This window comes from Pseudoxanthomonas suwonensis J47, from assembly GCF_000513955.1.
Classification (GTDB): domain Bacteria; phylum Pseudomonadota; class Gammaproteobacteria; order Xanthomonadales; family Xanthomonadaceae; genus Pseudoxanthomonas; species Pseudoxanthomonas suwonensis_C.
On sequence record NZ_AZUZ01000019.1, the window covers coordinates 26554 to 51561 of the forward strand.

Below are 25008 nucleotides of genomic sequence, written 5' to 3' on the forward strand. Positions count from 1 at the left end.
TTGCCATGACGAACGAGACGGCCGCTTCCCCCATCGCCCCGCGCCCGGCGCTCAGCGCGAGTGGAGGACGATCCGGTCGGGGTGGCGCTCGGCGCGCACCGGGAAGCCCTGCTCCAGCAGCCCGACGAAAGCGTCCAGCCCGGACCAGCGGAAGTTGCCGCCGATCCGCAGCTCGGCGACCGCCGGGTCGGCCAGTTCCAGGCGGCGGGTGTTGAAGCGGTTGAACTCGGCCGCCGCCTGCGCCAGCGGCGCGTCGTCGAAGACCAGGAAGCCGCTGCGCCACTCCACGTAGCGGGCCGCTTCCTCTGGTGGCAGCGAGCGCACCAGCACGCCGTTGCGGCCGACGGTGGCGACGCTGCCGGCCGGCAGCAGCGAGACCGGGCGGTTGCGGCCCCCGGCGGCGCTGTCCAGCCGTACCCGGCCCTCGGTCACCACCACCCGCAGTGTGTCCGGGTCGCGGCGCACCGCGTAGCGGGTGCCGACGGCGACGGCGCGATGGCCGTCGGCCTCGACCACGAACGGCCGCCCGGCTTCGTGGGCGACCTCGAAGAAGGCTTCGCCGCGCAGCAGGGCGACATGGCGTTCGCCACGGTCCATGCGCACCTGCAGCCGGCTGTCGCTGCTGAGCGTGGCCGTCGAACCGTCGGCCAGCGCCACCTCGACCACCTCGCCCACCGTGCTGGCGTAGGCGGCCTCGTGCTGCCCGCCCAGCTGCCAGGCGCCCCAGCCCAGCCCGCCGGCCACGGCCAGCATGAACCCGGCCGCCAGCGCGCGCGGCCAGCGCGCCGGGCGCGACGCGGCCCGGCGCCGGGCGAAGGACACCGCGCGCAGGTCCGGCACGGCATGGCCTGGCGCGGCCGGCGGCGGCGCTTCGTCCGCCATGGCCGGTTCGGGGCGCGGTGCGCCGGAAGCCGCCCATCCGGCCCACTGCCCCCGTCCGGGCACGCTGCCCGGCGCCAGGCCGGCGGCCAGCGCCTTCAGCCGCGCCGCCTCGTTCCAGGCCGCCTGCAGGCGCAACAGGGCGACGCGGTGCGCGGTGGACCCGGCCAGCCAGGCGTCCAGCGCCTGCTGGTCCTGCGTGCTCCAGTCGCCACCCTCGCGCCGCGCCAGCCAGGCCGCGGCGGTGCGTTCAATCGTCCTGCTGTCGTCCATGTCCACGCTCCGGCACCGTGTCGCCCTGCCCGGCGCGCCTGGAGGCGGGCCGCGGCAACGGCCCGCCCCCGTACAGGTGGTCCGCGATCAAGCGCATCCCCTTGGCCAGGTGCTTTTCCACGGTCCTCCCGCTGATGCCCAGGCGCTGGGCGACTTCCTTCTGCGACAGCTCCTCGACCCGGCGCAGCCACACCACCTCGCGGCAGCGTCCGGGCAACCGGTCCAGCGCCTCCACCAGCCGGCGCAGGGCCTGACGGGTGCCGGTCCAGCGTTCCGGCGAAACCTCGTCGATCAGGTAGACGTTCGACGAGTCGAAATCACCCACGGGCTCGATCGACACCACCCGCCCGCGGCGGGCGCGGTCGGCCATCAGGTGGCGGGCGGTGGCGAACAGGAACGCCTTCGGCGCGGTCGGGCGGCTGCGCGCGGCGGCCTCGTAGATCCGCACGTAGACCTCCTGGCGCAGGTCGTGCAGCTCGTCGCGGTGCGGCCAGCAGCGCTGCAGGTAGTGCACCAGCGCGCGCTCGTGCGCCAGGACCTCGCGCGCGAACCAGTCGTCGAATTCGGTGGACATCGCCGCACTCTAGCTGACCGGGATGGGGGAATGCCCTCCCCGGTTCGTCTAGTCTCTGGCGACAGCCCGGCGTTTCGCCGCGGCCAGGACACGGAGTTGCGGATGAAGATGCGCGGTATGCGGAAGATGGTCGCGTTCGCCCTGGGCTGCCTGCTGGCGGCGCCGGTGCTGGCCGCCGACTATGGCCACCACCTGCTGGGCGACCCGAAGGCGAAGACGCCCGGCAAGGTCGCGCCCGGCCTGCTGCTGATGGGCGGCGGCGACCGCAACCACGACGCGCTGCGCTGGTTCATGGACAAGGCCGGCCACGGCCACATCGTGGTCCTGCGCGCCTCGCTGGGCGGGGAGATCGGCGAGGAGTTCTACAACGAGGTCGGCGGCATCGCCTCGGTGGAAACCTTCGTGTTCAAGGACCGCCAGGCCGCCTCCGACCCGGCGATCCTGCGCGCGCTCAGGCGTGCCGACGGCATCTTCATCGCCGGCGGCGACCAGTCGCGCTACGTGCGCTACTGGCGCGGCACCCCGGTGGCCGCGGCGCTGGACGCGCACGTGAAGGCGGGCAAGCCGCTGGGCGGCACCAGCGCCGGCCTGGCGATCCTCGGCGAGTACCTCTACGGCGCGATGGACGGCGGCAGCGTCACCAGCCCGCGCGCGCTGGCCGATCCGCTGGGCGACGAGGTCACCATCGAGACGGATTTCCTGCACCTCGACCTGCTCAGGGGCGTGGTCACCGACACCCATTTCAGCGAGCGCAACCGCCTTGGCCGGCTGGTCGCCTTCGTCGCCAGGGCCGAATCGCTGGCCGACCGCCCGCTACTCGGCCTGGGCGTGGACGAGGACGCGGCGGTGGCGGTGGACGCCGACGGCCGCGGCCGCATCTACGCCACCGCGCCGGGCGCCGGCGCCACGGTGGTCCGCGGCCGCTTCGACGCGCAGGCCGAAGACATGCCGATGCAGCAGGCGCGCTTCGAGGCGGTGGTCGCCGGCGCAGGTTCGACCCTGCACCTGCCCTCGGGCGAGGTCGAGCGTCCCGTGGCGAAGCGCGCCTACGCGGTACGCGACGGCGTGCTGGCGGCGCTGGAGCAGCCGCTGCTGGTGATCCACGCCGGCGCCGGCGTCGAGCCGGGCGACCTGACGCCTGCGGAAGAAGACGCCGCGCGCGCGGCGCTGGCCGACGCCCTGCGCGCCGGCCACGCGCAGCTGCAGGTGGGCAAGCCGGCACTGGAGGCGGTGACCGCGGCGGTGACCGTGCTGGAGGACGCGCCGATGTTCAACGCCGCCCGCGGCGCGGTGTTCACCCACGACGGCCGCAACGAGCTGGACACCTCGATCATGGACGGCGCCAGCGGCAAGGCCGGCGCCGCGGCGGGCCTGCACCGCGTGCGCAACCCGATCACCCTGGCGCGCGCGATCATGGAAAAGTCGCGCCACGTGATGATGGTCGGCGACGGCGCAGAGATCTTCGCGAAGGAACAGGGCATCACCCTGGTCGACCCGGCGTACTTCCGCACCGAGAAGCGCTGGCAGCAGCTGCAGAAGGCGCTGCAGGACGACAGCAAGCCGCATGCGCTGCACTCGAACGCGCCGGCCAGGGCCTACTTCGGCACCGTCGGTGCCGCGGCGCTGGACGCCGACGGGCGCCTGGCCGCCGGCACTTCCACCGGCGGCATGACCAACAAGCGCTACGGCCGCGTCGGCGACTCGCCGATCATCGGCGCCGGCACCTGGGCCGACGAGCGCTGCGCGGTGTCGGGCACCGGCTGGGGCGAGTTCTACATCCGTACCGCCGCCGCGCACGAGATCTGCGCGCGCGTGCGCCTGTCCGGCGACAGCATCGCCCGCGCCGGCGAACAGGTGATCAACGGGGTCATCCCGAAGGCCGGCGGCGACGGCGGCGCGATCGCCCTGGACGCGCAGGGCAAGGCCGCCTTCCCGTTCAACACCGGCGGCATGTACCGCGGCTGGATCGGCGCCGACGGCGTGCCGCACGTGGCCATCTACCGCGACGACCCGCTGCCGCTGCCCTGAGCGGCGGCGTTGCCGGCGTCCCGGTCACAGGCCGGGCACGCCGGCCAGCTCGCTTTCGTAGCGCAGCAGGTCGTCCACCGAGAAGCAGCAGAACACCACCTCGTGCACCCGCTGCGCCGGGAACGCCAGCACCGTCTCCACCGCGATCGGCGCAGCCAGGTCGGGCGGGAAGCCGCACACGCCGGTGCTGATCGAGGGGAACGCCACCACCAGGCAGCCATGCGCCTCGGCCAGCACCAGGCTGTTGCGGTAGCAGGCCGCCAGCAGCCCGGCCTCGCCGGCGCCGCCGCCGCGCCAGACCGGGCCCATGGTGTGGATCACGTGCCGCGCCGGCAGGCGGTGGCCGCCGGTGATGCGGGCCTCGCCGGTGGGGCACCAGCCCAGCCCGCGGCATTCCTCGAGCAGGCCCGGGCCGGCGGCGCGGTGGATCGCGCCGTCCACCCCGCCGCCGCCCAGCAGCGAGGAATTGGCGGCGTTGACGATGGCATCCACCCGCAGGGTGGTGTTGTCGGCGGCCAGGGCCCGCAACCTCAGCGGCATTGCCTGCAACTCCCGGGGAACGGCGTCCGCCACGTCCGCCTCCCTCCACGTGTGTCCCTCCAAGACTGCCACGGCCTCCGGGGCCCGGTGAGGCCACGTAGCCCGATCCGCCAGCGGCCACCTGAAGCGGCGATTACAGCGTTCCAGCGGTGATGCCGAGGGCGTCCGCCGCGGAAGTTAAAATTCCGCCACTCCAACCGCCCCGGTGCCCCGCATCCGGCCGGCGAGCACCCCGCGCAACCTCTCGCCCAGGGTTCCCGCCGTGGACAAAGAACTGACATCCTCCTGGCCCACGTGGGCCGTTCCGCGCTGCTGGCGCTGATCATGGCCGCGCCCGTGGCCCTCCTGTACGCCGACATCCAGTGGCTGGGCGACAGCGTGGGCGAATGGTCGCTGGTCGAGCTGACCCAGCTGGGCTTCCTCGTCGCCACCGTCCTGGCGTTCGCCCGGGTGGCCCGCGCGCGCCCGGACGAGCGCGGCTTCGCCGTGCTGGCCGCCGGCTTCTTCGCCTCCATGCTGATCCGCGAGCTGGACGCGGTCTGGGACCTGCTCTTCCGCGGCCTGTGGTCGATCATGGTCGCCGGCGTGGCCGCCGGCAGCCTCGGCTACGCCCTGCGCCCACCGCCAGTCGACGCTGGCCGCCATCGCCCGCTTCCTGCGCTCGCGCGCCAGCACGGTGATGACCATCGGCCTGGTGCTGCTGCTGATCTACTCGCGCCTGTTCGGCATGACCGCGCTGTGGGAAGGCCTGCTGGCCGACAGCTACGTGCGCGTGGTCAAGAACGCCGCCGAGGAGTGCACGGAGCTGCTGGGCTACACCCTGGTCATGGCCTCTGCGCTCACCTACGCCGCGCAGCGGTTGCACGAGCGGCGCAAGGCGCTGGCCGGTGGCCGCGTCCAGGCCACGCAGGGTTACGCGCAGGCACGGACCCGGCTGCCGCAGTAACGCCGCAGCCCCGGCGGGCCAGCCTCAGAAGCTGCGCCCGGCCGGCACTTCCTTGAGTGCGGCGATCGCCGCGGCCAGGGCATCGACTTCCTGCTCCTCGAAACCGCCGCGGACTTCCTGCTCGCAGGCGAACAGGCCCTGCTCCAGCAGGCGCAGGATGGTCTCGTGCTCGCTCCAGCCGCGGGCAACGGCCACGCGGCGGATGCGCTCGGCCAGGATCGCGTCGATGTCCTGCAGCAGCAGGTCGGTCATGGCGGTCCCCTTCGGCATGGTCGACGACGGCCAAGACTGCCACGAATCGCCGGCGTCGACATGCCTTTCCACCGGCGTTTTCAGCCGTCCGCCGGAACCGGCGCCGCCTCGCGGATCCGCGGCCACAGCCAGGCCAGCAGCAGCAGCGTCGGCACCACGGTCAGGGCGCTGAGCAGGAAGAAGGTGCCGTACGAGCTGGCCTCCACCACGTAGCCGGAGACGCCGCCGGCGAACTTGCCCGGCAGGTTGGCCAGCGACACCATCAGCGCGAACTGGGTGGCGGTGAAGTTGCGGTCGGTCAGCGACGACATGAACGCGACCAGGGTGGTGCCGGCGAAGCCCTGGGCGACGTTGTCGGCGGTGATCGCCGCGTAGAACGCCCACAGCTCGGACGGATGCCTGGCCATCAGCAGGAAGGCCAGGTTGGACAGGGCCACGCCCAGCGCCGCCACCAGCAGCATCCGGCGGAAGCCGAACGCCGCCACGCACATGCCGCCGAGGAAGGCGCCGCCGATGCCCGCCCAGATCCCGTACAGCTTGGACACCGTGGCGATGTCGGCCTTGCTGTAACCCGAATCCAGGTAGAACGGCCCGGCCATCACCCCGATCACCTGGTCGGGGAACTTGAACAGGCCCACGAACACCAGCAGGGCCAGGCCGAAGGCCACGCCGTTGTTGCGGAAGAAGCTGGAGAACGGCTGCCAGAACGCGCCGAGGAAATCGATCCGGCGCTGCACCGTCATCTCCGGCGCCACCGGCTCGCGGCTGAGCAGCGTGGCCAGCAGCGGCGCCAGCATCAGCGCGGCCATGCCCAGGTAGGCGATCTTCCAGCTGGCGAAGTCGGCCAGGTACAGGGCGCCGGCGCCGCCGAGGATCAGGCCGATGCGGTAACCGAGGGTGTAGGTCGCCGCCAGCGCCGCCTGCGCGTTGGCCGGCGCGATCTCGATGCGGTAGGCGTCGACCACCGAGTCCTGCGTCGCGCCGCAGAACGAGGTGAACAGCACCCAGCCCACCAGCGGCGCCACGCCCAGCTCCGGGCGCACGAAGGCCAGCGCGGCCAGGCCGGCGGCGATGCCCAGCTGCGACGCCAGCAGCCAGGAACGGCGGCGCCCGAACACGCCCAGCGGCCGGAACACGTAGCGGTCCAGCAGCGGTGCCCACACGAACTTGAACAGGTAGAAGAAGCTGGCCAGGCTGATCAGGCCGATGCTGCCCAGGTCCAGCCCGGAATCGCGCAGGCGCGTGGAGAGGGTCATCGACGCGATCGGCAGGAACGGCAGGCCGCAGCCGAAGCCCAGCAGCGCCATGGTCAGCGCCGACGGCGTGCCGAAGGCGCGGCGGATGCCGGCCCAGCCCTTGTACTTGGTGGCCGCGCCGGCGGCCGGCTTGGCCTCGCTCACTTGCCGGCGTCCGCGTAGTCGACGGTGAACGGCGCGTGGTCGGAGAAGCGCTGCTCGCGGTAGATCGAGCACGCCCGCGCCCGCTGGCCCAGCGCCGGGGTCGCGAACTGGTAGTCGATGCGCCACCCCACGTTGTTGGCGCGCGCGGCGCCGCGGTTGCTCCACCAGGTGTAGTCCTGGCCCTGCGGATGCAGCCTGCGATAGGTGTCGACCCAGCCGTCCGCGCGCGGCGCCGTGCCGTCGCTGCCGCCGTCGTCGCAGAGCATGCCGTTGAGCCAGGCGCGCTCCGGCGGCAGGCAGCCGGAATTCTTCTGGTTGGAGGTCCAGTTCCTGATATCGAGACGGCTGCGCACGATGTTCCAGTCGCCGCACAGCACGTAGTCGCGGCCACTGGCCAGCCACTCGTCGAGGATCGGCCCGAGCCACTCCATCACCTCGAACTTGTAGCCCTGGCGCAGCTCGCCCGAGGAGCCGGACGGGATGTAGAACGAGACCACGCTCAGGTTGCCGAAGCGCGCCTCGATGTAGCGCCCTTCCTCGTCGAAGTCCGGCCGGCCCAGCGCCGTGCGCACCTCGTCCGGCTCGCGCTTGGCGTAGATCGCCACGCCGCTGTAGCCCTTCCTGGTGCTGGCGTCGCGGTAGAAGCAGTGGTGGCCGTCCGGGCGGAAGCGCGGATCGGTGAGCTGGTCCTCCTGCGACTTGGTCTCCTGCAGGCACACCACGTCGGCGTCCTGGGCCTGGAGCCAGTCGAAGAAACCCTTGGTCGCGGCGGAGCGGATGCCGTTGGCGTTGAAGCTGATGATGCGCATGCAGGAGAACCGGTCGGACAGGCGGCTAGCCTAACCAATCCGGCAGCCCGTGAGGCCCGGCGTCCCCGCCCGGGCCGGCCAGCGGGGGTATCCTATTGAGCCCCCTCACATTCCACCGCGATGTCCGACCACCGCACCCGCTTCCTGCAGCTGGCCCTGGACGCCGACGCGCTGCGCTTCGGCGAGTTCACCCTCAAGTCCGGACGGCTGTCCCCGTATTTCTTCAACGCCGGCCGCTTCGACGGCGGCGCCAGCCTGGCCGCGCTGGCGGCGTGCTACGCCGATGCGATCGACGCCTCCGGGGTGGAGTTCGACCTGCTGTTCGGCCCGGCCTACAAGGGCATCCCGCTGGCCACGGCGCTGGCCTGCGAGTACGCCCGCCGCGGCCGCGACCTGCCGCTGGCGTTCAACCGCAAGGAGGCCAAGACCCATGGCGAGGGCGGCAGCCTGATCGGCGCGCCGCTGGCCGGGCGCAAGGTGCTGGTGGTGGACGACGTGATCACCGCCGGCACGGCCATCCGCGAGGCGCTGGGGATCATCGCCGGCGCCGGCGGCAGCGTGGCCGGGATCGTGGTGGCCCTGGACCGGCAGGAGATCGCCGGCGAGCAGGACCGCCGTTCAGCCGCCCAGGCGGTGTCCGCCGAGGCCGGGGTGCCGGTGCTGGCGGTGGCCGGCCTGGCCGACCTGCTTGCATTCGCCGACGGAAAGGACACACTTTCAGCATTCCGCGCACCGCTGCAGGCCTATCGCGCCCGCTACGGCTGCGAAACCAACGGCTGAGTGACAGCGGGGGGCTGCCGTGATGCCAGTAACGAAGACGTGGCGACCGCTGCTGGTCGCGCTGTTGGCCGCCGTGGCCCTGCCCGCCGCGGCGCAGGACAAGAACGCCAAGAAGAAGCTCTATTGCTGGGACCAGGACGGCAAGCGGATCTGCGCCGATTCTCTTCCGCCGGAGGCGCTGGGCGTCGCCCGCGAGGAGATCAGCTCCAGCAGCGGCATGATGCGCACCGCCGAGGTGCAGCGCGCGCTCACCGACGCCGAGCGCGCCGCCCAGGCCGAGGAAGAGGCCGTGCGCCGCACCGAGGCCGCCGCCGCCGAGACCCGGCGGCTCACCGACCAGGCCATGCTCACCTCGTTCCAGACCGAGGACGAACTGCGCCGCGTGTTCGCCGAGCGGGTCAACCTGGTCGACAACAGCATCGCCACCACGCGCTACAACGTCACCAGCCTGCGCGAAGGCCTGGTCACCCTGCTGCGCACCGCCGGCGAGCGCGAGCTGTCCGGCAAGCCGGTGCCGGACAAGGTCGCCAACGACATCCGCGCCCGCCACGCGCAGCTGCGCTACAACACCGTCCTGCAGGCCAGCTACGAACGCCAGCGTGCCGAGCTGGACAGCGAGATCGAGCAGACCCTGCAGCGCTACCGCGAGCTGAAGGGCATCGCCCCGGCCGCCGAAGCCACCGCGGCCACCGCCGACGCCACGCCGCCGTCGCCCTGACGGGCGACCATCGGGTTCCGCGCGGACGGGAACTCCGCCGCGCGGTTGCCTGGTCCACGCAGGAGCCGGACGCCCGCCGTTTCCACGGCTCCCGGCGGCGCGCACGGCGTACGCCGCACCCGCGTACCCGCTCGCAGTAACGCGAAGGGCGGGAAAGCCCGCCCTTCGCCCGCACTCAGAAATCCAGCGCCGCGTCCGGCAGCAGCGCGCGCAGCTGCTCGCGGTACAGGTCCTTGATCCGCCGCAGCGCGGCATCGTCGTCGGCCTCGAAGCGCAGCACCAGCACAGGCGTGGTGTTGGACGCGCGCAGCAGGCCCCAGCCGTCGCTCCAGTCCGCGCGCAGGCCGTCGATCGTGGTCAGGCGCGCACCGGCGAACGGCGATTCCTCCCCCTGCGCGGCCTGCACGAAGCGCTCCACCAGCGCGTGCGGATTGCCGTCGACCGGCACCTTGATCTCCGGGGTGGAGACGCCGCCGGGCAGCTCGTCGAGCACTTCCGAGGGGGTCTCGAAACGGCCGGCAAGGATCTCCAGCAGACGCGCGGCCGAGTACAGGCCGTCGTCGAAGCCGTACCAGCGCTCCTTGAAGAAGAAGTGGCCGCTCATCTCGCCGGCCAGTTCCGCCTCGGTCTCGCGCATCTTGGCCTTGATCAGCGAATGCCCGGTCTTCCACATCATCGGGCTGCCGCCGTTGCGCAGGATGTAGTCCTGCAGGCGACCCGTGCACTTCACGTCGTAGATCACCAGCGCGCCGGGATTGCGCTGCAGCACGTCGGCGGCGAACAGCATCAGCAGGCGGTCGGGGAACACGATCCGGCCTTCCTTCGTCACCACGCCGAGGCGGTCGCCGTCGCCGTCGAAGGCCACGCCCAGGTCGGCGTCGAAGCGCTGCACCATCTGCACCAGGTCCTCGAGGTTGCGCGGCTCGCTCGGGTCCGGATGGTGGTTGGGGAAGCTGCCGTCGACCTCGCAGTACAGCGGGATCACCTCGGCGCCGATCGCCTCCAGCAGGCGCGGGGCGATGTCGCCGGCCACGCCGTTGCCGGCATCGACCACGACCTTGAGCGGGCGCTCGGCCTGCACGTCGTCGGCGATGCGGCGGATGTAGTCCTCGTCCACCGACTGCTGCTGCAGCGAGCCGGGCGCGGCGGCCTGCAGCAGGCGGCCTTCGCGGATGCGCTCGCACAGGTCCTGGATCGCGTCGCCGGAGAGGGTCTCGCCGCCGACCACGATCTTGAAGCCGTTGTAGTCCGGCGGGTTGTGGCTGCCGGTCACCGCCACGCCGCTGCCGGCGCGCAGGTGGTAGGCGGCGAAGTACACCACCGGCGTCGGCACCCGGCCCACGTCGATGACGTTGCGGCCGGCGCGGCGCAGGCCTTCGACCAGGCCGGCGGCCAGCTCGGGGCCGGACAGGCGGCCGTCGCGGCCGACCACGATGTCGGTCAGGCCCTTCTCTTCCATCAGGTTGCCGATGGCCTGGCCGATCAGCGTGGCGACCTGCGGGGTGAGCTCGCGGCCGACCACGCCGCGGATGTCGTAGGCGCGGAAGATGCCCGGGTCGACCTCGACACCGGTGGCGGCCGGCGCCGGGGCGGCCGCGCGCGCGGCGGGCGCGGCCGGGGCGGCGGCCTGCTCGCGCTGCAGGGCCTCGCCCAGGGTCGGCTCGGCGTCCTCCGGCTCGTCGGCGGCCTTGCGGCGGACCTTCAGCTTGGGCAGCTTGCCCAGCGCCATCAGCAGCACCAGCACGGCCAGCACCGCCAGCAGGCCGGCCAGCACCATGCACGGCAGCGCACCGAGCCCGAACGGACCTTCCGGCACGTCCGGCAGCGCCGCGGCGGCGCGCAGGCCGGTCTTGCCGACTTCGCGCGACAGCACGTCGGCGCTGCCGCCGAGCGAGCCGTCGCCGCGCTCGGCGACGTTGTAGTTGCCCTGGCGCAGCGCCAGGTAGGCGCCATCCGGCACCGGCGCCTGTTCGACGGCGGCGGTGATGACACCCAGCGGCAGGCGCACGTAGACCACCGCCGGCGCGCCGGACACGGCCACCGGCGCGGCCACGCCCAGCGCCGGCTTGCCGTCGTCGCGCACGACCATGGCGGTGGCGGCGTCGTCGGCCAGCGCCTTCTCCAGCAGGCCCAGGCGCGCGTAGCCGAAGTTGGCCGCGTCGGCGTAGGCCGGGGCCAGGCTTGCCGGCAGGAACTGCGCCGGACCGGCGCCGTTCCACCCGGCCAGCAGGGCGGTGCCGGCGGCGGCGGTATCGCCGCTGGCCAGCGCGGCCTGCACCTCTTCCCGGGCCAGCCGCGTGGCCAGATCCCGGGTCTGCGCGGCGACGGCGTCCACCGTCGTCGAGACCATCCGGTCGCGGGCCGCGCCCAGCGCTTCGGCACGGACGTCGCCGCGCCACTGCTGCACCCCGCTCCAGCCGACCCACGCAGCGACCAGCACCAGCAGCACCGCCAGCAGCGGTCCACTGCGCTTCATCTGCGCTCCCCGTCCTGCATCCATCTGGCCCATCGCTTCCAGTTCCCCCTGTCAACGTACTCCGGTGTGGCCGAACCCCCCTTCGCCGCGCGCGGAGCCGGCGAAGCTTTCGACCACCTTCAGTTCTGCCCGCACGATCGGTGCCAGGACCAGCTGGGCGATGCGGTCGCCCGGGTGGATCGTGAACGCCTCGCGGCCGCGATTCCACACGCTGATCAGCAACGGCCCCTGGTAATCGGCGTCGATCAGGCCGGTACCGTTGCCCAGCACGATGCCATGGCGGTGGCCCAGGCCCGAGCGCGGCAGCACCAGCGCGCACAGGCCCGGATCGGCGACATGGATCGACAGGCCGCTGGGGACCAGCTCGGCGTCGCCGGGCTGCAGCACCAGGTCGTCCGCGATCGCCGCGCGCAGGTCCATCCCGGCGCTGGCGGCGGTAGCGTACCCGGGCAGCGGCCACTCCGCGCCGAAGCGCGGGTCGAGCACGCGCACTTCCAGCTCGTGCACCAGGCTCATCGCGCGTCCGCCCGCAGCCGTTCGGCGACCAGTTCGACCAGGCCATCGGCCAGGCGCAGCTTCGGCGCCGGCGGGAAGTCGCGCTCGCCGCCGGGCCAGTACGCGGTCATGGCGTTGTCGTCGCTCTCGAAACCGGTGCCGGGCACGCCGACGCGGTTGGCGACGATCAGGTCCAGGCGCTTGGCCTCCAGCTTCTGCCGCGCGTAGTCGGCCACGTTGTTGGTTTCGGCGGCGAAGCCGACCACCAGCTTCAGGCCGGCGTCCTCGCGGCTGGCGACCTCGGCGAGGATGTCCGGCGTGCGCACCAGGTCCAGGGCGAGGGTTTCGCCGGTACCGGTCTTCTTGATCTTGTTCGGCGAGAACGCGCGCGGGGTGTAGTCGGCGACCGCGGCGGCGCCGATGTAGACGTCGGCCGGCAGCGCGGCGTTGACTGCATCGCGCATCTGCGCGGCCGAGCGGACGTTGACCCGCTGCACGCCCGGCGGCGTGTCCAGCTGCACCGGGCCGGCGACCAGCACCACCTCGGCGCCGGCGCGCGCCGCGCTGGTGGCGACGGCGAAGCCCATCTTGCCGCTACTGCGGTTGCCCAGGTAGCGGACCGGATCCAGGTCCTCGTAGGTCGGGCCGGCGGTGACCACCACCTTCAGCCCCTGCAGCAGGCCGGGGCCCGCTCCGGCCGCCGGGGCGGTCGCGCCGGCCAGCGCGGCGACGATCGCCTCCGGCTCGGCCAGGCGGCCGGGGCCGGATTCGCCTTCGGCCAGGGGGCCGTCGTCCGGGCCGATCACCTGCACGCCGCGCGAGCGCAGCAGCTCGACGTTGGCGACGGTGGCCGGGTGCTTCCACATGCGGTGGTTCATCGCCGGGGCCACCGCCAGCGGCGCTTCGGTGGCCAGGCACAGGGTGGTGACCAGGTCGTCGGCCAGGCCATGGGCCAGGCGCGCGAGCAGGTCGGCGGTGGCCGGTGCGACGATCACGCGGTCGGCCCAGCGCGCCAGTTCCAGGTGGCCCATCGCCTGCTCGGCGGCGCTGTCCCACAGCGTGGTGCGCGCCGGATAGCCGGACAGGGCCTGGAAGCTGAGCGGGGTGACGAACTGCTGCGCGCCGGCGGTCATCGCCACCTGCACGTCCGCGCCGGCGTCGCGCAGGCGACGCACGAGCTCCAGCGCCTTGTAGGCGGCAATCCCGCCCCCGACGCACAACAGGATCCGCTGCCCGGCAAGCGGGCTGTTGGCGGTGACACTCACGCGGGCGTTTTCCTACGCTGAACAGGGTGTCCAGCTTACTCCAAGCGCCGGCACCGGCCGATCCCGCGCGTCGCCGCCGGACGGCACAGTGGCTGCATGCGCATCCGCGACTGGCCCAGCGACGAACGCCCCCGGGAAAGGCTGCTGGCCCGCGGCCCGGCCGGGCTGTCGGACGCCGAACTGCTCGCCATCTTCCTCGGCTCCGGCCTGCACGGCCGCGATGCGGTGCAGACCGCGCGAGAGCTGCTGGCCAGCCACGGCCCGCTGCGCGCCCTGCTGGACCGGCCGCCGGCCGGGCTGGCGCGGCTGCCCGGGCTGGGCCCGGCGCGGGCCTGCCAGCTGGCGGCGGCGCTGGAACTGGGCAACCGCCACCTGGCCGCGGCGCTGGAGCGCGGCGAGGTGCTGACCGATCCGGCCGCCGCCGGCCGCTACTTCGCCCGGCGCCTGCGCAGCCGCCCGCACGAGGTGTTCGCGGTGCTGTTCCTGGACACCCGGCACCGGGCGCTGGCCTTCGAGGAGCTGTTCCACGGCACCATCGACGGTGCCGAGGTGCATCCGCGCGAGATCGTGCGGCGGGCCCTGGCGCACAACGCCGCGGCGGTGATCGTCGGCCACAACCACCCTTCCGGCTGCAGCGACCCCTCGGCGGCCGACCGTGCGGTCACCGCCCGGCTGAAGCAGGCCCTGGGGCTGGTCGAGATCCGGCTGCTGGACCATTTCGTGGTCGGCGACGGCGAGCCGGTGTCGATGGCCGCGCGCGGGCTGGTCTGAGCCGGCGCCGCGGCGGGGCGGTCTCCGAGCCGCCGCCTCGCCGCGGCGTCTGGCACCGGCAAGGGCGATGCGGCGGGCGGGCCAGCGGGGCCGGGTGGCAAGACCAAGGCACACTCATGGAGGCCGTCGCGCGCGTGCCGGCCACGGTGAGCGTGGTGGCGCCGGCCCCGAAGGAGCTCCCGGCACGTGCCCGCTCCAGCCGGGGCCGGACAAGTCACTCCGTTCAGGCTTTGGCCACTGGCGGGGCTGTCCGGCCCGGCCTGCCTGCGATCCGGGCCCCGGCCCCGCCAGGGAGGCCCGGCCGCCCCGCTGCGGCTTAGCAGGTAAAATGCCCGGCCAGACCGCATGAAACCGTCCCCCGAGTGAAGATCCTTCTCAGCGCCCTGGTTTCCCAGGGCATCGAAGCGCTGCGCGCCGCCGGCACCCTGCCCGCCGACGTGGCCACCCCCGACTTCGTCATCGAGCGGCCGAAGACCCGCGAACACGGCGACTTCGCCACCAACGCGGCGATGCTGCTGGCCAAGGCCGCGCGCACCAACCCGCGCGCGGTGGCGCAGGCGCTGGTCGCGGCGCTGCCGGCCAGCGACGATGTCGCCCGGGTCGAGATCGCCGGGCCGGGCTTCATCAATTTCCACCTCAGCCCGGGTGCCTGGCAGCGCGAAGTCGCCGCCGCCCTGCGCCACGGCGCCGAGTACGGCTGCAACAGCTCCGGCGGCGGCCGCACCGCCGGCGTGGAATACGTGTCGGCCAACCCGACCGGCCCGCTGCACGTCGGCCACGGCCGCGCCGCGGCGATCGGCGACTGCATCGCCCGGGTGCTCGATGCCAACGGCTGGAAGGTCAAGCGCGAGTTCTACTACAACGACGCCGGCGTGCAGATCGAGAACCTGGCCCGTTCGGTGCAGGCGCGCCTGCGCGGCTTCAGGCCCGGCGACGAACAGTGGCCGGCGGAAGCCTACAACGGCGACTACATCCAGGACGTGGCCGATGCCTACGCGCGCGGCGACACCGTGGAGATCGAGGGCCACGCGGTCACCGGCAGCGGCGACGCCGGGGACTTCGAGGCGATCCGCCGCTTCGCCGTGGCCTACCTGCGCAACGAGCAGAACCAGGACCTGGCCGCGTTCGGCGTCGACTTCGACATCTACTTCCTGGAGAGCTCGCTGTACCGCGACGGCAAGGTCGAAGAGACCGTGCGCGAGCTCACCGCCAAGGGCCACACGTACGAGGAAGGCGGCGCGCTGTGGCTGCGCACCACCGACTTCGGCGACGACAAGGACCGCGTGATGCGCAAGTCCGACGGCACCTACACCTACTTCGTGCCGGACGTGGCCTACCACCTGAGCAAGTGGCAGCGCGGCTACGAGCGCGCGATCACCGAGCTGGGTGCCGACCACCACGGCTCGCTGGCGCGCGTGCGCGCCGGCCTGCAGGCGCTGGACGTGGGCATCCCCAAGGGCTGGCCGGAATACGTACTGCACCAGATGGTCACGGTGATGCGCGGCGGCGAGGAAGTGAAGCTGTCCAAGCGCGCCGGCTCCTACCTGACCCTGCGCGACCTGATCGAGGAAGCCGGGCGCGACGCGACCCGCTGGTTCCTGATCGCGCGCAAGCCCGATTCGCAGCTGGTGTTCGACATCGACCTGGCACGCCAGCAGAGCAACGACAACCCGGTGTTCTACGTGCAGTACGCGCACGCCCGGGTGTGCGCGCTGCTGCGCCAGGCCGCCGAGAAGGGCTACGCCTACGACCAGGCCAACGCGCTGGCGCAGCTGGCGCGCCTGGACGACGAGGGCTCGCTGGCGCTGATGGTCGAGCTGTCGCGCTATCCGGAAGTGGTCGAGGCGGCGGGCCAGTCGCTGGAACCGCACTTGGTCGCCCAGTACCTGCGCGAACTGGCCTATGCTTTCCACACCTGGTACGCGAACACCCCCGTGCTGGTGGAGGACGCCGACCTGCGCGACGCGCGCCTGGCGCTGGCGCTGGCCGTGCGGCAGGCGCTGGCCAACGGCCTCGGCCTCCTCGGCGTGAGCGCGCCGGAGCGGATGTAAGCGGTCAGGCAGCAAGCGGAGAACGATGTAATGGCGGCAAGACGTGGCAGGAGCCAGGCGAAGCGCAACGGCGGCAATGGCGGTCGCCCGGCCTGGGTCTGGCTGGTGGTCGGCCTGGCGATCGGCGCGGTGGTGGTGCTGGCCGTGCCGGGCCTGCTGAAGAAGGACGGCGACGGCTTCGCCCGTTTCGGCCCGAAGGCCAACCCCGACGCGCAGCCGGCGCCGATCGCCGATCCGGACGCGATCGCCGACACCCCGGCGCTGCCGGAACCGGCGCCCGTCGAGACCGCGCCGCAGTACGACTTCTACACCGTGCTGCCGGGCAACGAAGTGCGCATGTCCGACGCCGAGCTGGCCGCCAGCGCGCGCGAGGAAGAGGCGCGCCGCCAGCAGGCCGAGGCGCGCCGCGCCCGCGACGCGCTGGAAGGCCGCACGCCCGCGCCGGCGGCGGCCACCCCGGCACCGGCGACTGCGGCCACCACCAGCGCGGCCACCACGCCTGCGCCGGCCGCGACGCCTGCGACCACCACCGCGGCTGCGACGCCGGCCAAGGCCGACGGCGCGCGCTACATCCTGCAGGCCGGCGCCTTCGGCAGTTCCGGCGACGCGGAGGAAGTGAAGGCCCGCATCGCGATGATCGGCCTCGGCGCGCGCGTGGAAACCGGCCAGGCCAACGGCCGCACCGTCTACCGCGTGCGCATGGGGCCATACGCCACCGCCAGCGAACTGGCCGAGGCCAAGCAGAAGCTCGCCGACAGCGGGCTGCCGGCGATGGCTATCCGGGCGCAGTAATACCGCCTTGGGCGGTATTACCCCAGGGTTTGCCTTGCAAACCTTGGGCCCCGTGCCGCTACGCCCCACCCACAACCCCCTGCGCCTGCCGGCGCGCCCCCCTTGACTCAAGGGGGGGCTGCCTCCGTCTGACAGCGCATCGGCGAGGGGCCTGCACCCCTTTGTTGGGCCATCGGCGCGCGATGGTGCGAAAATCGGCAGGCTTGTCCTACCAGGGAATCTGCGATGTCCAAGACCGCCTTCATCACCGGCGCCACTTCCGGCTTCGGACTGGCTGCCGCCCGTCGTTTCGTCGCCGCCGGCTGGAAGGTGGTGGCCACCGGCCGCCGCGAGAGCCGCCTGCAGGCGCTGGTGGATGAACTGGGCGCGGCCAACGTGCACCCGGCCTGCTTCGACGTGCGCGACGCGGCGGCGATGGATGCGGCGCTGTCGGCGCTGCCGGCGGAGTTCGCCGCCATCGACGTGCTGGTCAACAACGCCGGCCTGGCGCTGGGCACCGCCCCGGCGCAGCAGGCCAGCCTCGAGGACTGGCGCACGATGATCGACACCAACGTCACCGCGCTGGTCACCCTCACGCACCGCCTGCTGCCGCAGCTGGTCGAGCGCAAGGGCGCGATCATCAACGTCAGCTCCGTCGCCGGCGTTTACCCGTATCCCGGCGGCAATGTCTACGGCGGCACCAAGGCCTTCGTCAGCCAGTTCTCGCTGAATTTGCGCAGCGACCTGCACGGCACCGGCGTGCGCGTGACCACGATCGAGCCGGGCATGGCCGAGACCGAGTTCACCCTGGTCCGCACGCATGGCAACCAGGCCGCCTCGGACGCGCTGTACAAGGGCGCCCAGCCGATGACCGCCGAGGACATCGCCGGGCAGATCTACTACGTCGCCACCCTGCCGCCGCACCTCAACATCAACCGGCTGGAGATCATGCCGGTGACGCAGAGCTTCGCCGGCTTCCAGGTGTTCCGCGGCTGAGGCCACGCCACGGGGCGGCGCCTACCGCCCTCTCTCCGCTCAGCCCAGCCGCGCCTGCACTTCCGTGGCGATCTCGTAGATGCCGTTGACCACGAACTGCACGCCGATGCAGACCAGCAGGAAGCCCATCAGCCGCGAGAACGCCTCCACGCCGCTGTTGCCGAGCACGCGCATGATCCGCGTGGCGCTGCGCAGGCACAGCAGCAGGATCAGGCTGGCCAGGGCGAACACCAGCGGAGGCGCGACCAGCATCACCCACTCCGCGTAGGGCCGCTCGTCGCGCACCGCCGCGGCGAGGCTGATGATCAGGGCGATGGTGCCGGGTCCGGCGGTGCTGGGCATGGCCAGCGGGATGAAGGCGATGTCCTCGGTACGGTGCTGGCGCAGTTCCTCGCTGCGCCGCTCGACCTCGGGCGTCTCGTCCAGGCGCTGCTCCGGGAACAGCATGCGGAAGCCGATGAACGACACGATCAGCCCGCCGGCGATGCGCAGGCCGGTGATCGAGATGCCGAACACGTTCATCACCAGCTGGCCGACGTAGTAGGCGACGGCCATGATCACGAACACGTAGATCGACGCGCGCAGCGCCTGGCGGTTGCGCTCGGCCTCGTCCATGCCGTGGGACAGGCCCATCATCAGGGCCACGGTGGTCAGCGGATTGGCCAGCGGCAGGATCGCCGCCAGTCCGATCGCGACGGCCTTCAGCAGGTCCAGCATCGGCCACCCCCATCTGACGGGATGGCCGCATCTTCACCCAATCGCGCGGCGCCTGCACGCCGCGCCGCGATCAGGCCAGCGGTGCCTCGTCGGACAGGTAGGTGTAGCCGGTCAGGCCGGCTTCCAGCGCGGCGGCGATGGCCAGCGACTCGTCCTGCGGCAGGCGCGCGTCGTGCACGCGCTGGGCGTAGGCCGCGCGCAGGTCGTCGAGGCGGTAGCCGACATAGTCCAGCATCACGTCGGTGGTGTCGCCGCGGCGCTGCTGGGTCAGCTCGTAGCCGCCCTCCCCGGTCAGCCGCACTTCCACCGCATCGGTGTCGCCGAACAGGTTGTGGATGTCGCCGAGGATCTCCTGGTAGGCGCCGACCAGGAAGAACGCCAGCCGGTAGCTCTCGCCGTGGCGCACCGGGTGCAGCGGCAGCGAGGTGTCCAGGCCGCCGTTCTCGACGTAGGTCTTCACCATGCCGTCGGAGTCGCAGGTCATGTCGGCGATCACGCCGCGGCGGGTCGGTTCCTCGTCGAGGCGCTCGATCGGCACGATCGGGAACACCTGGTCGATCGCCCATGCGTCGGGGATCGACTCGAATACGCTGAAGTTGACGAAGTACTTGTCGACCAGGCGGTCGTTGAGCTCGTCCAGCGCCGCGCGGTGGCTGCGCTCGGCGCCGTCGAGGCGCGCGCGCACGCCGTGGGCGACGGCGTAGAACAGGTCGTCCACGCGCGCCCGCTGCGGCAGGTCGATCTGGCCCAGCGCATAGGCGGCCAGGCCCTCGGCGTGGAAGTGCTGGGCCTCGTGGAACAGTTCCAGGGGCGGACGCCGGTCGAGGTCGGAGTGCAGCTCGCGCAGGTGGCGGATCGCCGCCGGCTCGTCGTCGTGGGCGTCGGGCACGCGGCCTTCCGGCGCCTTCTCCACCTCGGTGGTGTTGGCCACCAGCACCGCGTGGTGCGCGGTCATCGCGCGGCCGCACTCGGTGACGATGCGCGGCTGCGGCAGGCCCAGTCCGGCGCAGGCCTCGGCCAGCGGCTGCACGATGTTGGCCGCGTACTGGTTCAGCCCGTAGTTGATCGAGCAGTAGCTGCGCGAACGGGTGCCTTCGTAGTCGATGCCCAGGCCGCCGCCGACGTCCATGTAGCGGATCGTCGCGCCCAGCCGCGACAGCTCGGTGAAGTAGCGCACCGCCTCGCGCATGCCGTTGGCGATGTCGCGCACGTTGGAGATCTGCGAGCCCATGTGGAAGTGCAGCAGCTGCAGGCAGTCGGCCATGCCGGTGTCGCGCAGCGACTTCCACAGGTCCAGCACCTGGCGCGGGGAGAGGCCGAACTTGGCCTTGTCGCCGCCGCTGTTCTGCCACTTGCCGGCGCCGAGGCTGGCCAGGCGCATGCGCACGCCCAGGCCCGGGCGCACGTCCAGCGCGCGCGCCTCCTCCATCACCAGCGCCAGCTCGGAGGGCTTCTCGATGACGATGAAGGTCTCCAGGCCGAGCTTGCGCCCGATCAGGGCCAGGCGGATGTATTCGCGGTCCTTGTAGCCGTTGCACACGATCAGGCCGCCCGGGCGCGACAGCGCCAGCACCGCCATCAGCTCCGGCTTGCTGCCGGCCTCCAGGCCGAAGCCCTCGCCCTGGTGCGAGGCCAGGGTGCCGGCCACGCCGCGGTGCTGGTTGACCTTGATCGGGTACACGGCGGTGTAGCCGCCGGCGTAGTCCCACTCGGCCATGGCCTGGGCGAAGGCGTCCTGCAGCCGCCCCAGGCGGTCGCCGAGGATGTCCGGGAAACGCAGCAGCAGCGGCAGCTGCATGCCGCGGCCGCGGGCCGCCTCCACCAGCGCCGGCAGCGGCAGCGCCGGGCCGCCTTCGCCGCGCGGCAGCACCTGCATGGCGCCATCGGCCACGTCGAAGTACCCACCCGACCAGTGCGGGATGGACCAGGTCTTGCGGGCGTGGTCGGCGGACCAGTCGCTCATCGGCGTGCGGCTCGGGGGACGGAAAAGGACGCGCATTCTAACCCTGCGGTTCAGAATGCTCCGTTACAATGCGCGGCCCCGCCGCCGGGCCACCCCGCGCCGGCCCGCCAGGCCGCCAGCCGCGCCGCCCCACGCTCCCCCACGAGGACCGCCATGAGCACCCAGGACAACTGGTACATCGAGCATTTCGAGCCGACCGGGTCGGCCATCGGCTACCGGATCGAGGCCAAGCTCGACGAGGTCCAGTCGCCGTTCCAGAAGATCGAGATCTACAGGACGACCGACTGGGGCAACCTGATGCTGATCGACGGCGCGGTGATGCTCACCACCCGCGACAACTTCCTGTACCACGAGATGATCGCCCACCCGGTGCTGTTCACCCACGCCGCTCCGAAGCGCGTGGTGATCATCGGCGGCGGCGACTGCGGCACCCTGCGCGAGGTGCTCAAGCACCCGGGCGTGGAGAGCGCCACCCAGTGCGACATCGACGAGCAGGTCACCCGCATGGCCGAGAAGCATTTCCCGGAGCTGTGCGATGCCAACGCCGATCCGCGCGCCGAGCTGCTGTTCGACGACGGCGTGGCCTACATGGCCAACTGCCCGGCCGGCAGCGTGGACGTGGTGATCGTGGACTCGACCGACCCGGTCGGCCCGGCCGAAGGCCTGTTCAACAAGGACTTCTACGCCAGCTGCTTCCGCGCGCTGAAGGACGACGGCATCCTGGTCCAGCAGAGCGAATCGCCGCTGGCCCAGCTGGAGCTGATCAAGGCCATGCGTGCCGAGATGGGCAAGGCCGGCTTCAGCACCTTCAAGACCCTGCCGTTCCCGCAGCCGTGCTACCCGACCGGCTGGTGGAGCGTGACCTTGGCGCGCAAGGGCCAGGGCTTCGACTTCCGCCAGGCCGACGCGGCCGCCAAGGGCTTCCCGACCCGCTATTACAGCGCGCACCTGCACCAGGGCGTCCTGGTCGCCCCGCCGTTCGTGGCCGAGGCCCTCGGCGAAGCCTGAACGGACGCCGACCGCCGGACCTCGCCGTGAGGTCCGGCACAGGCCGGAAACGGCCGGAAACCCCGTAATTAAGCCAGTGTTGCGGCACCGCAACGCATTAATGAGCGGCACGCCGTTTATACGGCCGTGCCCCACCCTAGGCTTCGCCACACCACCCCAGCCGGCCCCGTGTCTTCCCCCGGACGCGACGGGTCGCCATTCCCCCATGACCACCTTCCCCCTCGCCCTGCCCACCCCCCTTCCCCGCGCCCAGCTGCTCAAGCGCGGCGAGCGCCTGCTCGAGCCGGACGTCTACGTGACCCGGGTCGACGACATGCCCGCCGTGGTGAAGGACTACAGCCGCTACCGGTGCACCCCGCTGGCGCCGCTGGCGCGCCTGCTGGTCCGCCGCGAGGCGCGGATCCTGCGCCGCCTGCGTGGCTGGGCGCATGCGCCGATGCTGCTGGGCATCGCCGGCGGCCTGGCCCTGACCATGGAATTCGTGCCGGGCGAGCCGCTGGGCAGCGCCGACCAGGTCGACGACGAGGTGTTCCGCCGGCTGCGCGGCGCGGTGGCCCAGCTGCATGCCAGCGGGTTCACCCACAACGACCTGCACCCGGCCAACGTGATGGTCAATGGCGACCGCGTGGTGCTGCTGGACTTCGCCTCGGCGCTGCGCACGCCGCGCTGGCTGCGCAATGCGCCGGTGCTGCGCGAGCTGCGCCGCAGCGACATCGCCAACGCGTTCCGCATCGAGCAGCGCCTGACCGGGCGCGCGCCGGGCGACTTCGTGTCGTCGGTGCTGGCCAAGCCGCGCTGGGTGACCGCCGTGCGCGAAGGCTGGAAGCGCTTCTACCGCGACCTCCGCGGGCATTGAGCCGGCGCCGCGCGCCGACAGGCTGACATGGAGAGGCCGCCGCGAGGCGGCCTCTCCGCTTACAGGGCGTCGGCGTCCAGCTCGCCGGTGCGGATGCGCACCACTTGGCCCAGGTCGTAGACGAAGACCTTGCCGTCGCCGATCTTGCCGGTGCCGGCCGCGCGCACGATGGCTTCCACCACCGCCTCGACCTGGTCGTCGGTGACCGCGACCTCGACCTTCACCTTGGGCAGGAAATCGACCACGTACTCGGCCCCGCGGTACAGCTCGGTGTGGCCCTTCTGCCGGCCGAAACCCTTCACCTCGGTGACGGTGATGCCGGCCACGCCCAGCGCCGACAGCGCCTCGCGCACGTCGTCGAGCTTGAACGGCTTGATCACGGCCATGACCATCTTCATCAGGCGACTCCGCTTGCAGGTGGGCAGGACAGGATAACGCGACGCCTGCTTGCCACGCCCGGGCACGGCGGTTTCCAATGCCCTGCCCCCACGGCCCGGTTTCGGAGTTTTCCGACGCCAGCCGGCGCCGCTTCCCGATCCCCACCGCCGCCCCGCCGGCGCACACTGGCATCCCCGCCGGAGGAACCCATGATCAACCTCGAGCACATCGACGACCTCGCGCGCCGCCTCACCGACCTGGTGCCGCCGGGCCTGCGCCAGTCGGGCGAGGAGCTGCAGGCCAGCTTCCGCGCCGCGCTGCAGTCCGGCCTGGCCCGCCTGGACCTGGTCACCCGCGAGGAGTTCGACGTGCAGCGCGCGGTGCTGCTGCGCACCCGCGAGAAGCTCGAGGCGCTGGAGCGCCAGGTCGCCGAACTGGAGGCGCGCCTGGCCCCGTCCTCCGGCAACCCGGCCGACGGCAGCCGCTGAGCCACCCATGGGCCTGGCGCTGGTGCACAGCCGTGCCCGCGCCGGGGTCCTCGCGCCGCCGGTCCAGGTGGAGGTCCACCTTTCCGGCGGCCTGCCCACCACCCAGATCGTCGGCCTGCCCGCGGCGGCGGTGCGCGAATCGCGCGACCGCGTGCGCGCCGCCATCCTCTGCGCCCAGTTCGAATATCCGCAGCGGCGCATCACCATCAACCTCGCCCCTGCCGACCTGCCCAAGGACGGCGGCCGCTTCGACCTGCCGATCGCCCTGGGCATCCTCGCCGCCAGCGGCCAGATCGACCGCGACCGCCTGGCCGGCTGCGAATTCCTCGGCGAGCTGGGCCTGACCGGCGAGCTGCGCCCGATCGACGGCGTGCTGCCGGCGGTGCTGGCCGCCGCGCGCGACGGCCGCCGCCTGGTGGTGCCGGCCGGCAGCGCAGCCGAGGCGGCGCTGGCCCGCGAGGCGGAGGCCTATGTCGCCCGCACCCTGCTGGAAACCTGCGCCGGGCTCGACGGCCGCACCTCGCTGCCGCGCGCGGCCGAGGCCGGTGCCGGCCCGGTCGCAGCCCCGGCCATCCCCGACCTGGCCGACGTCCGCGGCCAGGCCCAGGCCCGCCGGGCACTGGAAATCGCCGCCGCCGGTGCCCACCACCTGCTGATGAGCGGCCCGCCCGGCTGCGGCAAGACCCTGCTGGCCTCGCGCCTGCCCGGCCTGTTGCCGGAGGCCAGCGAGGCCGAGGCGCTGGAGACCGCGGCCGTGCATTCGATCAGCGGCCGCGGCCTGGACCCGGCGCGCTGGCGGCAGCGGCCGTTCCGCGCGCCGCACCACGGCGCCAGCGCGGTCGCCCTGGCCGGCGGCGGCAGTCCGCCGCGGCCGGGCGAGATCTCGCTGGCGCACAACGGCGTGCTGTTCCTCGACGAGCTCCCGGAGTGGAGCCGGGCCGCGCTGGAAGTGCTGCGCGAGCCGCTGGAATCCGGCCGCGTCACCATCTCCCGCGCCGCGCGCAGCGCCGAGTTCCCGGCGCGCTTCCAGCTGGTCGCGGCGATGAACCCCTGCCCCTGCGGCTGGGCCGGCGATCCGTCCTCGCGCTGCCGCTGCACCCCGGACATGGTGCGCCGCTACTGGAGCCGGCTGTCCGGGCCGCTGCTGGACCGCATCGACCTGCACCTGGCGATGGCGCGCCTGCCACCGGCGCTGCTGCGCGCCGACGCGCCCCCGGGCGAATCCAGCGCCGCGGTGCGGGTACGGGTGGAGGCGGCGCGCGACCGCCAGCAGGCGCGCAGCGGCATCCTCAACGCCCACCTCGATGCCCCCGGCCTGGCCGCGGCCTGCCGCCTCGACGACGCCGGCCAGCAGCTGCTCGAACAGGCCGCCGAACGCCTGCAGCTGACCGCGCGCAGCCTGCATCGCGTGCTGCGGGTGGCGCGGACCATCGCCGACCTCGACGCCAGCGCCGGGATCGGCGCCGCGCACCTGGCCGAGGCGCTGGGTTACCGCACGCCGCTGGCGCCGGTGCCGGGACCGGCCTGAGCCGGGCAGGCCTGTCGCGAACGGCTCATCCCCCATCGGTCATGGT

At 72.7% G+C, this 25008-nt stretch carries 25 protein-coding genes and 1 pseudogene; 13 read left to right on the top strand and 13 right to left on the bottom strand.

Translation table 11 applies throughout. From position 1 onward, the window contains the following. Positions 1-51: 51 nt before the first annotated feature. Both M503_RS0106820 and M503_RS15875 read right to left on the bottom strand, forming a co-directional pair. Positions 52-1152 (bottom strand): FecR family protein, encoded by a 1101-nt coding sequence (locus tag M503_RS0106820; RefSeq protein WP_028919570.1) that lies wholly within the window; start codon positions 1150-1152, stop codon positions 52-54. Then, positions 1130-1726, bottom strand: a complete 597-nt coding sequence (locus tag M503_RS15875) for an RNA polymerase sigma factor (RefSeq protein ID WP_051414352.1) — start codon at positions 1724-1726, stop codon at positions 1130-1132. The genes M503_RS0106820 and M503_RS15875 overlap by 23 nt, the downstream gene beginning before the upstream one ends. 291 nt (positions 1727-2017) lie before the next feature. Between M503_RS15875 and M503_RS17730 the strand changes: the two are divergent. Both M503_RS17730 and M503_RS17735 read left to right on the top strand, forming a co-directional pair. Next, positions 2018-2572: pseudogene (locus M503_RS17730) on the top strand (cyanophycinase); the annotation flags it as partial. Between the two features lie 186 nt (positions 2573-2758). Beyond that, the gene (locus M503_RS17735; RefSeq protein ID WP_051414354.1) at positions 2759-3754 is read left to right on the top strand and encodes an isoaspartyl peptidase/L-asparaginase family protein; all 996 of its coding nucleotides are present in this window, start codon (positions 2759-2761) and stop codon (positions 3752-3754) included. Between the two features lie 24 nt (positions 3755-3778). Here the strand turns inward: M503_RS17735 and M503_RS0106835 are convergent, their stop codons facing one another. Both M503_RS0106835 and M503_RS17740 read right to left on the bottom strand, forming a co-directional pair. Beyond that, positions 3779-4294, bottom strand: coding sequence for an O-acetyl-ADP-ribose deacetylase (locus M503_RS0106835; protein WP_028919568.1), 516 nt, complete (start codon positions 4292-4294; stop codon positions 3779-3781). Between the two features lie 177 nt (positions 4295-4471). Continuing rightward, entirely contained in the window at positions 4472-4981 is a 510-nt protein-coding gene (locus M503_RS17740; protein ID WP_231472337.1) for a hypothetical protein, read from the bottom strand. Between M503_RS17740 and M503_RS17745 the strand changes: the two genes are divergently transcribed. After that, positions 4974-5240: a hypothetical protein gene (locus M503_RS17745; protein ID WP_231472338.1), complete on the top strand. Its 267-nt coding sequence runs from the start codon at positions 4974-4976 to the stop codon at positions 5238-5240. The two genes, M503_RS17740 and M503_RS17745, sit on opposite strands and share 8 nt — an antisense overlap. A 24-nt stretch (positions 5241-5264) precedes the next feature. Here the strand turns inward: M503_RS17745 and M503_RS0106845 are convergent, their stop codons facing one another. The 3 genes from M503_RS0106845 to M503_RS0106855 all read right to left on the bottom strand — a co-directional run bounded on the left by M503_RS0106845 (position 5265) and on the right by M503_RS0106855 (position 7701). Beyond that, complete coding sequence (locus M503_RS0106845) at positions 5265-5492, bottom strand: hypothetical protein (RefSeq protein WP_024868884.1); 228 nt, start codon at positions 5490-5492, stop codon at positions 5265-5267. Between the two features lie 80 nt (positions 5493-5572). After that, entirely contained in the window at positions 5573-6892 is a 1320-nt protein-coding gene (locus M503_RS0106850) for an AmpG family muropeptide MFS transporter (RefSeq protein ID WP_028919567.1), read from the bottom strand. Beyond that, positions 6889-7701, bottom strand: coding sequence for an exodeoxyribonuclease III (locus tag M503_RS0106855; protein WP_028919566.1), 813 nt, complete (start codon positions 7699-7701; stop codon positions 6889-6891). Before M503_RS0106855 ends, M503_RS0106850 begins: the two co-directional genes overlap by 4 nt. Positions 7702-7821: 120 nt before the next feature. Here M503_RS0106855 and pyrE point away from each other — a divergent pair, with 120 nt between their 5' ends. Together pyrE and M503_RS0106865 are read left to right on the top strand one after the other, a co-directional pair. Continuing rightward, the gene (gene pyrE / locus M503_RS0106860; protein ID WP_028919565.1) at positions 7822-8481 is read left to right on the top strand and encodes an orotate phosphoribosyltransferase; all 660 of its coding nucleotides are present in this window, start codon (positions 7822-7824) and stop codon (positions 8479-8481) included. A 22-nt stretch (positions 8482-8503) separates the two neighbouring features. Beyond that, a complete protein-coding gene (locus M503_RS0106865; protein ID WP_081720964.1) occupies positions 8504-9199 on the top strand; it encodes a hypothetical protein in 696 nt (231 codons plus the stop codon). 175 nt (positions 9200-9374) lie between these two features. Here the strand turns inward: M503_RS0106865 and M503_RS0106870 are convergent, their stop codons facing one another. Genes M503_RS0106870 through coaBC form a run of 3 tightly spaced genes read right to left on the bottom strand, consistent with a single transcriptional unit; the run spans position 9375 to position 13435 of the window. After that, positions 9375-11675 (bottom strand): phosphomannomutase/phosphoglucomutase, encoded by a 2301-nt coding sequence (locus M503_RS0106870; RefSeq protein ID WP_231472339.1) that lies wholly within the window; start codon positions 11673-11675, stop codon positions 9375-9377. A 51-nt stretch (positions 11676-11726) separates the two neighbouring features. Next, on the bottom strand, positions 11727-12191 hold the full coding sequence (gene dut, locus M503_RS0106875) for a dUTP diphosphatase (protein WP_028919562.1): 465 nt from the start codon (positions 12189-12191) through the stop codon (positions 11727-11729). Continuing rightward, the gene (coaBC, locus tag M503_RS0106880; RefSeq protein WP_028928157.1) at positions 12188-13435 is read right to left on the bottom strand and encodes a bifunctional phosphopantothenoylcysteine decarboxylase/phosphopantothenate--cysteine ligase CoaBC; all 1248 of its coding nucleotides are present in this window, start codon (positions 13433-13435) and stop codon (positions 12188-12190) included. The genes dut and coaBC overlap by 4 nt, the downstream gene beginning before the upstream one ends. A gap of 96 nt (positions 13436-13531) precedes the next feature. On the opposite strand from coaBC, the gene radC reads away from it, so the two are divergent. The 4 genes from radC (at position 13532) to M503_RS0106905 (ending at position 18024) form a co-directional block, all read left to right on the top strand. Beyond that, on the top strand, positions 13532-14206 hold the full coding sequence (gene radC / locus M503_RS0106885; RefSeq protein ID WP_024868892.1) for a RadC family protein: 675 nt from the start codon (positions 13532-13534) through the stop codon (positions 14204-14206). A gap of 362 nt (positions 14207-14568) precedes the next feature. Further along, positions 14569-16257 (top strand): arginine--tRNA ligase, encoded by a 1689-nt coding sequence (argS, locus tag M503_RS0106895; RefSeq protein ID WP_028919560.1) that lies wholly within the window; start codon positions 14569-14571, stop codon positions 16255-16257. A 30-nt stretch (positions 16258-16287) separates the two neighbouring features. Next, positions 16288-17049 carry an SPOR domain-containing protein gene (locus tag M503_RS0106900; RefSeq protein WP_028919559.1) on the top strand — a complete coding sequence of 254 codons (762 nt, stop codon included), beginning with the start codon at positions 16288-16290 and terminating at the stop codon, positions 17047-17049. 225 nt (positions 17050-17274) lie between these two features. After that, positions 17275-18024 (top strand): SDR family NAD(P)-dependent oxidoreductase, encoded by a 750-nt coding sequence (locus M503_RS0106905; RefSeq protein WP_028919558.1) that lies wholly within the window; start codon positions 17275-17277, stop codon positions 18022-18024. A gap of 39 nt (positions 18025-18063) precedes the next feature. Here M503_RS0106905 and M503_RS0106910 read toward each other — a convergent pair whose 3' ends face one another. Next, positions 18064-18741 (bottom strand): MarC family NAAT transporter, encoded by a 678-nt coding sequence (locus M503_RS0106910; RefSeq protein WP_028928158.1) that lies wholly within the window; start codon positions 18739-18741, stop codon positions 18064-18066. Between the two features lie 70 nt (positions 18742-18811). After that, positions 18812-20704, bottom strand: coding sequence for an arginine decarboxylase (speA, locus tag M503_RS0106915; protein ID WP_028919556.1), 1893 nt, complete (start codon positions 20702-20704; stop codon positions 18812-18814). A gap of 153 nt (positions 20705-20857) precedes the next feature. Between speA and speE the strand changes: the two genes are divergently transcribed. Next, the gene (gene speE, locus M503_RS0106920) at positions 20858-21712 is read left to right on the top strand and encodes a polyamine aminopropyltransferase (RefSeq protein ID WP_028919555.1); all 855 of its coding nucleotides are present in this window, start codon (positions 20858-20860) and stop codon (positions 21710-21712) included. Positions 21713-21917: 205 nt separating this feature from the next. Continuing rightward, positions 21918-22568, top strand: a complete 651-nt coding sequence (locus tag M503_RS0106925; protein ID WP_028928159.1) for a phosphotransferase — start codon at positions 21918-21920, stop codon at positions 22566-22568. Between the two features lie 59 nt (positions 22569-22627). Here M503_RS0106925 and M503_RS0106930 read toward each other — a convergent pair whose 3' ends face one another. Further along, on the bottom strand, positions 22628-22966 hold the full coding sequence (locus tag M503_RS0106930) for a P-II family nitrogen regulator (protein WP_024868900.1): 339 nt from the start codon (positions 22964-22966) through the stop codon (positions 22628-22630). A gap of 189 nt (positions 22967-23155) precedes the next feature. On the opposite strand from M503_RS0106930, the gene ubiK reads away from it, so the two are divergent. Further along, positions 23156-23434: a ubiquinone biosynthesis accessory factor UbiK gene (ubiK, locus tag M503_RS0106935; protein WP_024868901.1), complete on the top strand. Its 279-nt coding sequence runs from the start codon at positions 23156-23158 to the stop codon at positions 23432-23434. A gap of 7 nt (positions 23435-23441) precedes the next feature. Next, positions 23442-24962: a YifB family Mg chelatase-like AAA ATPase gene (locus M503_RS0106940; RefSeq protein ID WP_028919552.1), complete on the top strand. Its 1521-nt coding sequence runs from the start codon at positions 23442-23444 to the stop codon at positions 24960-24962. Positions 24963-25008: the final 46 nt, after the last annotated feature.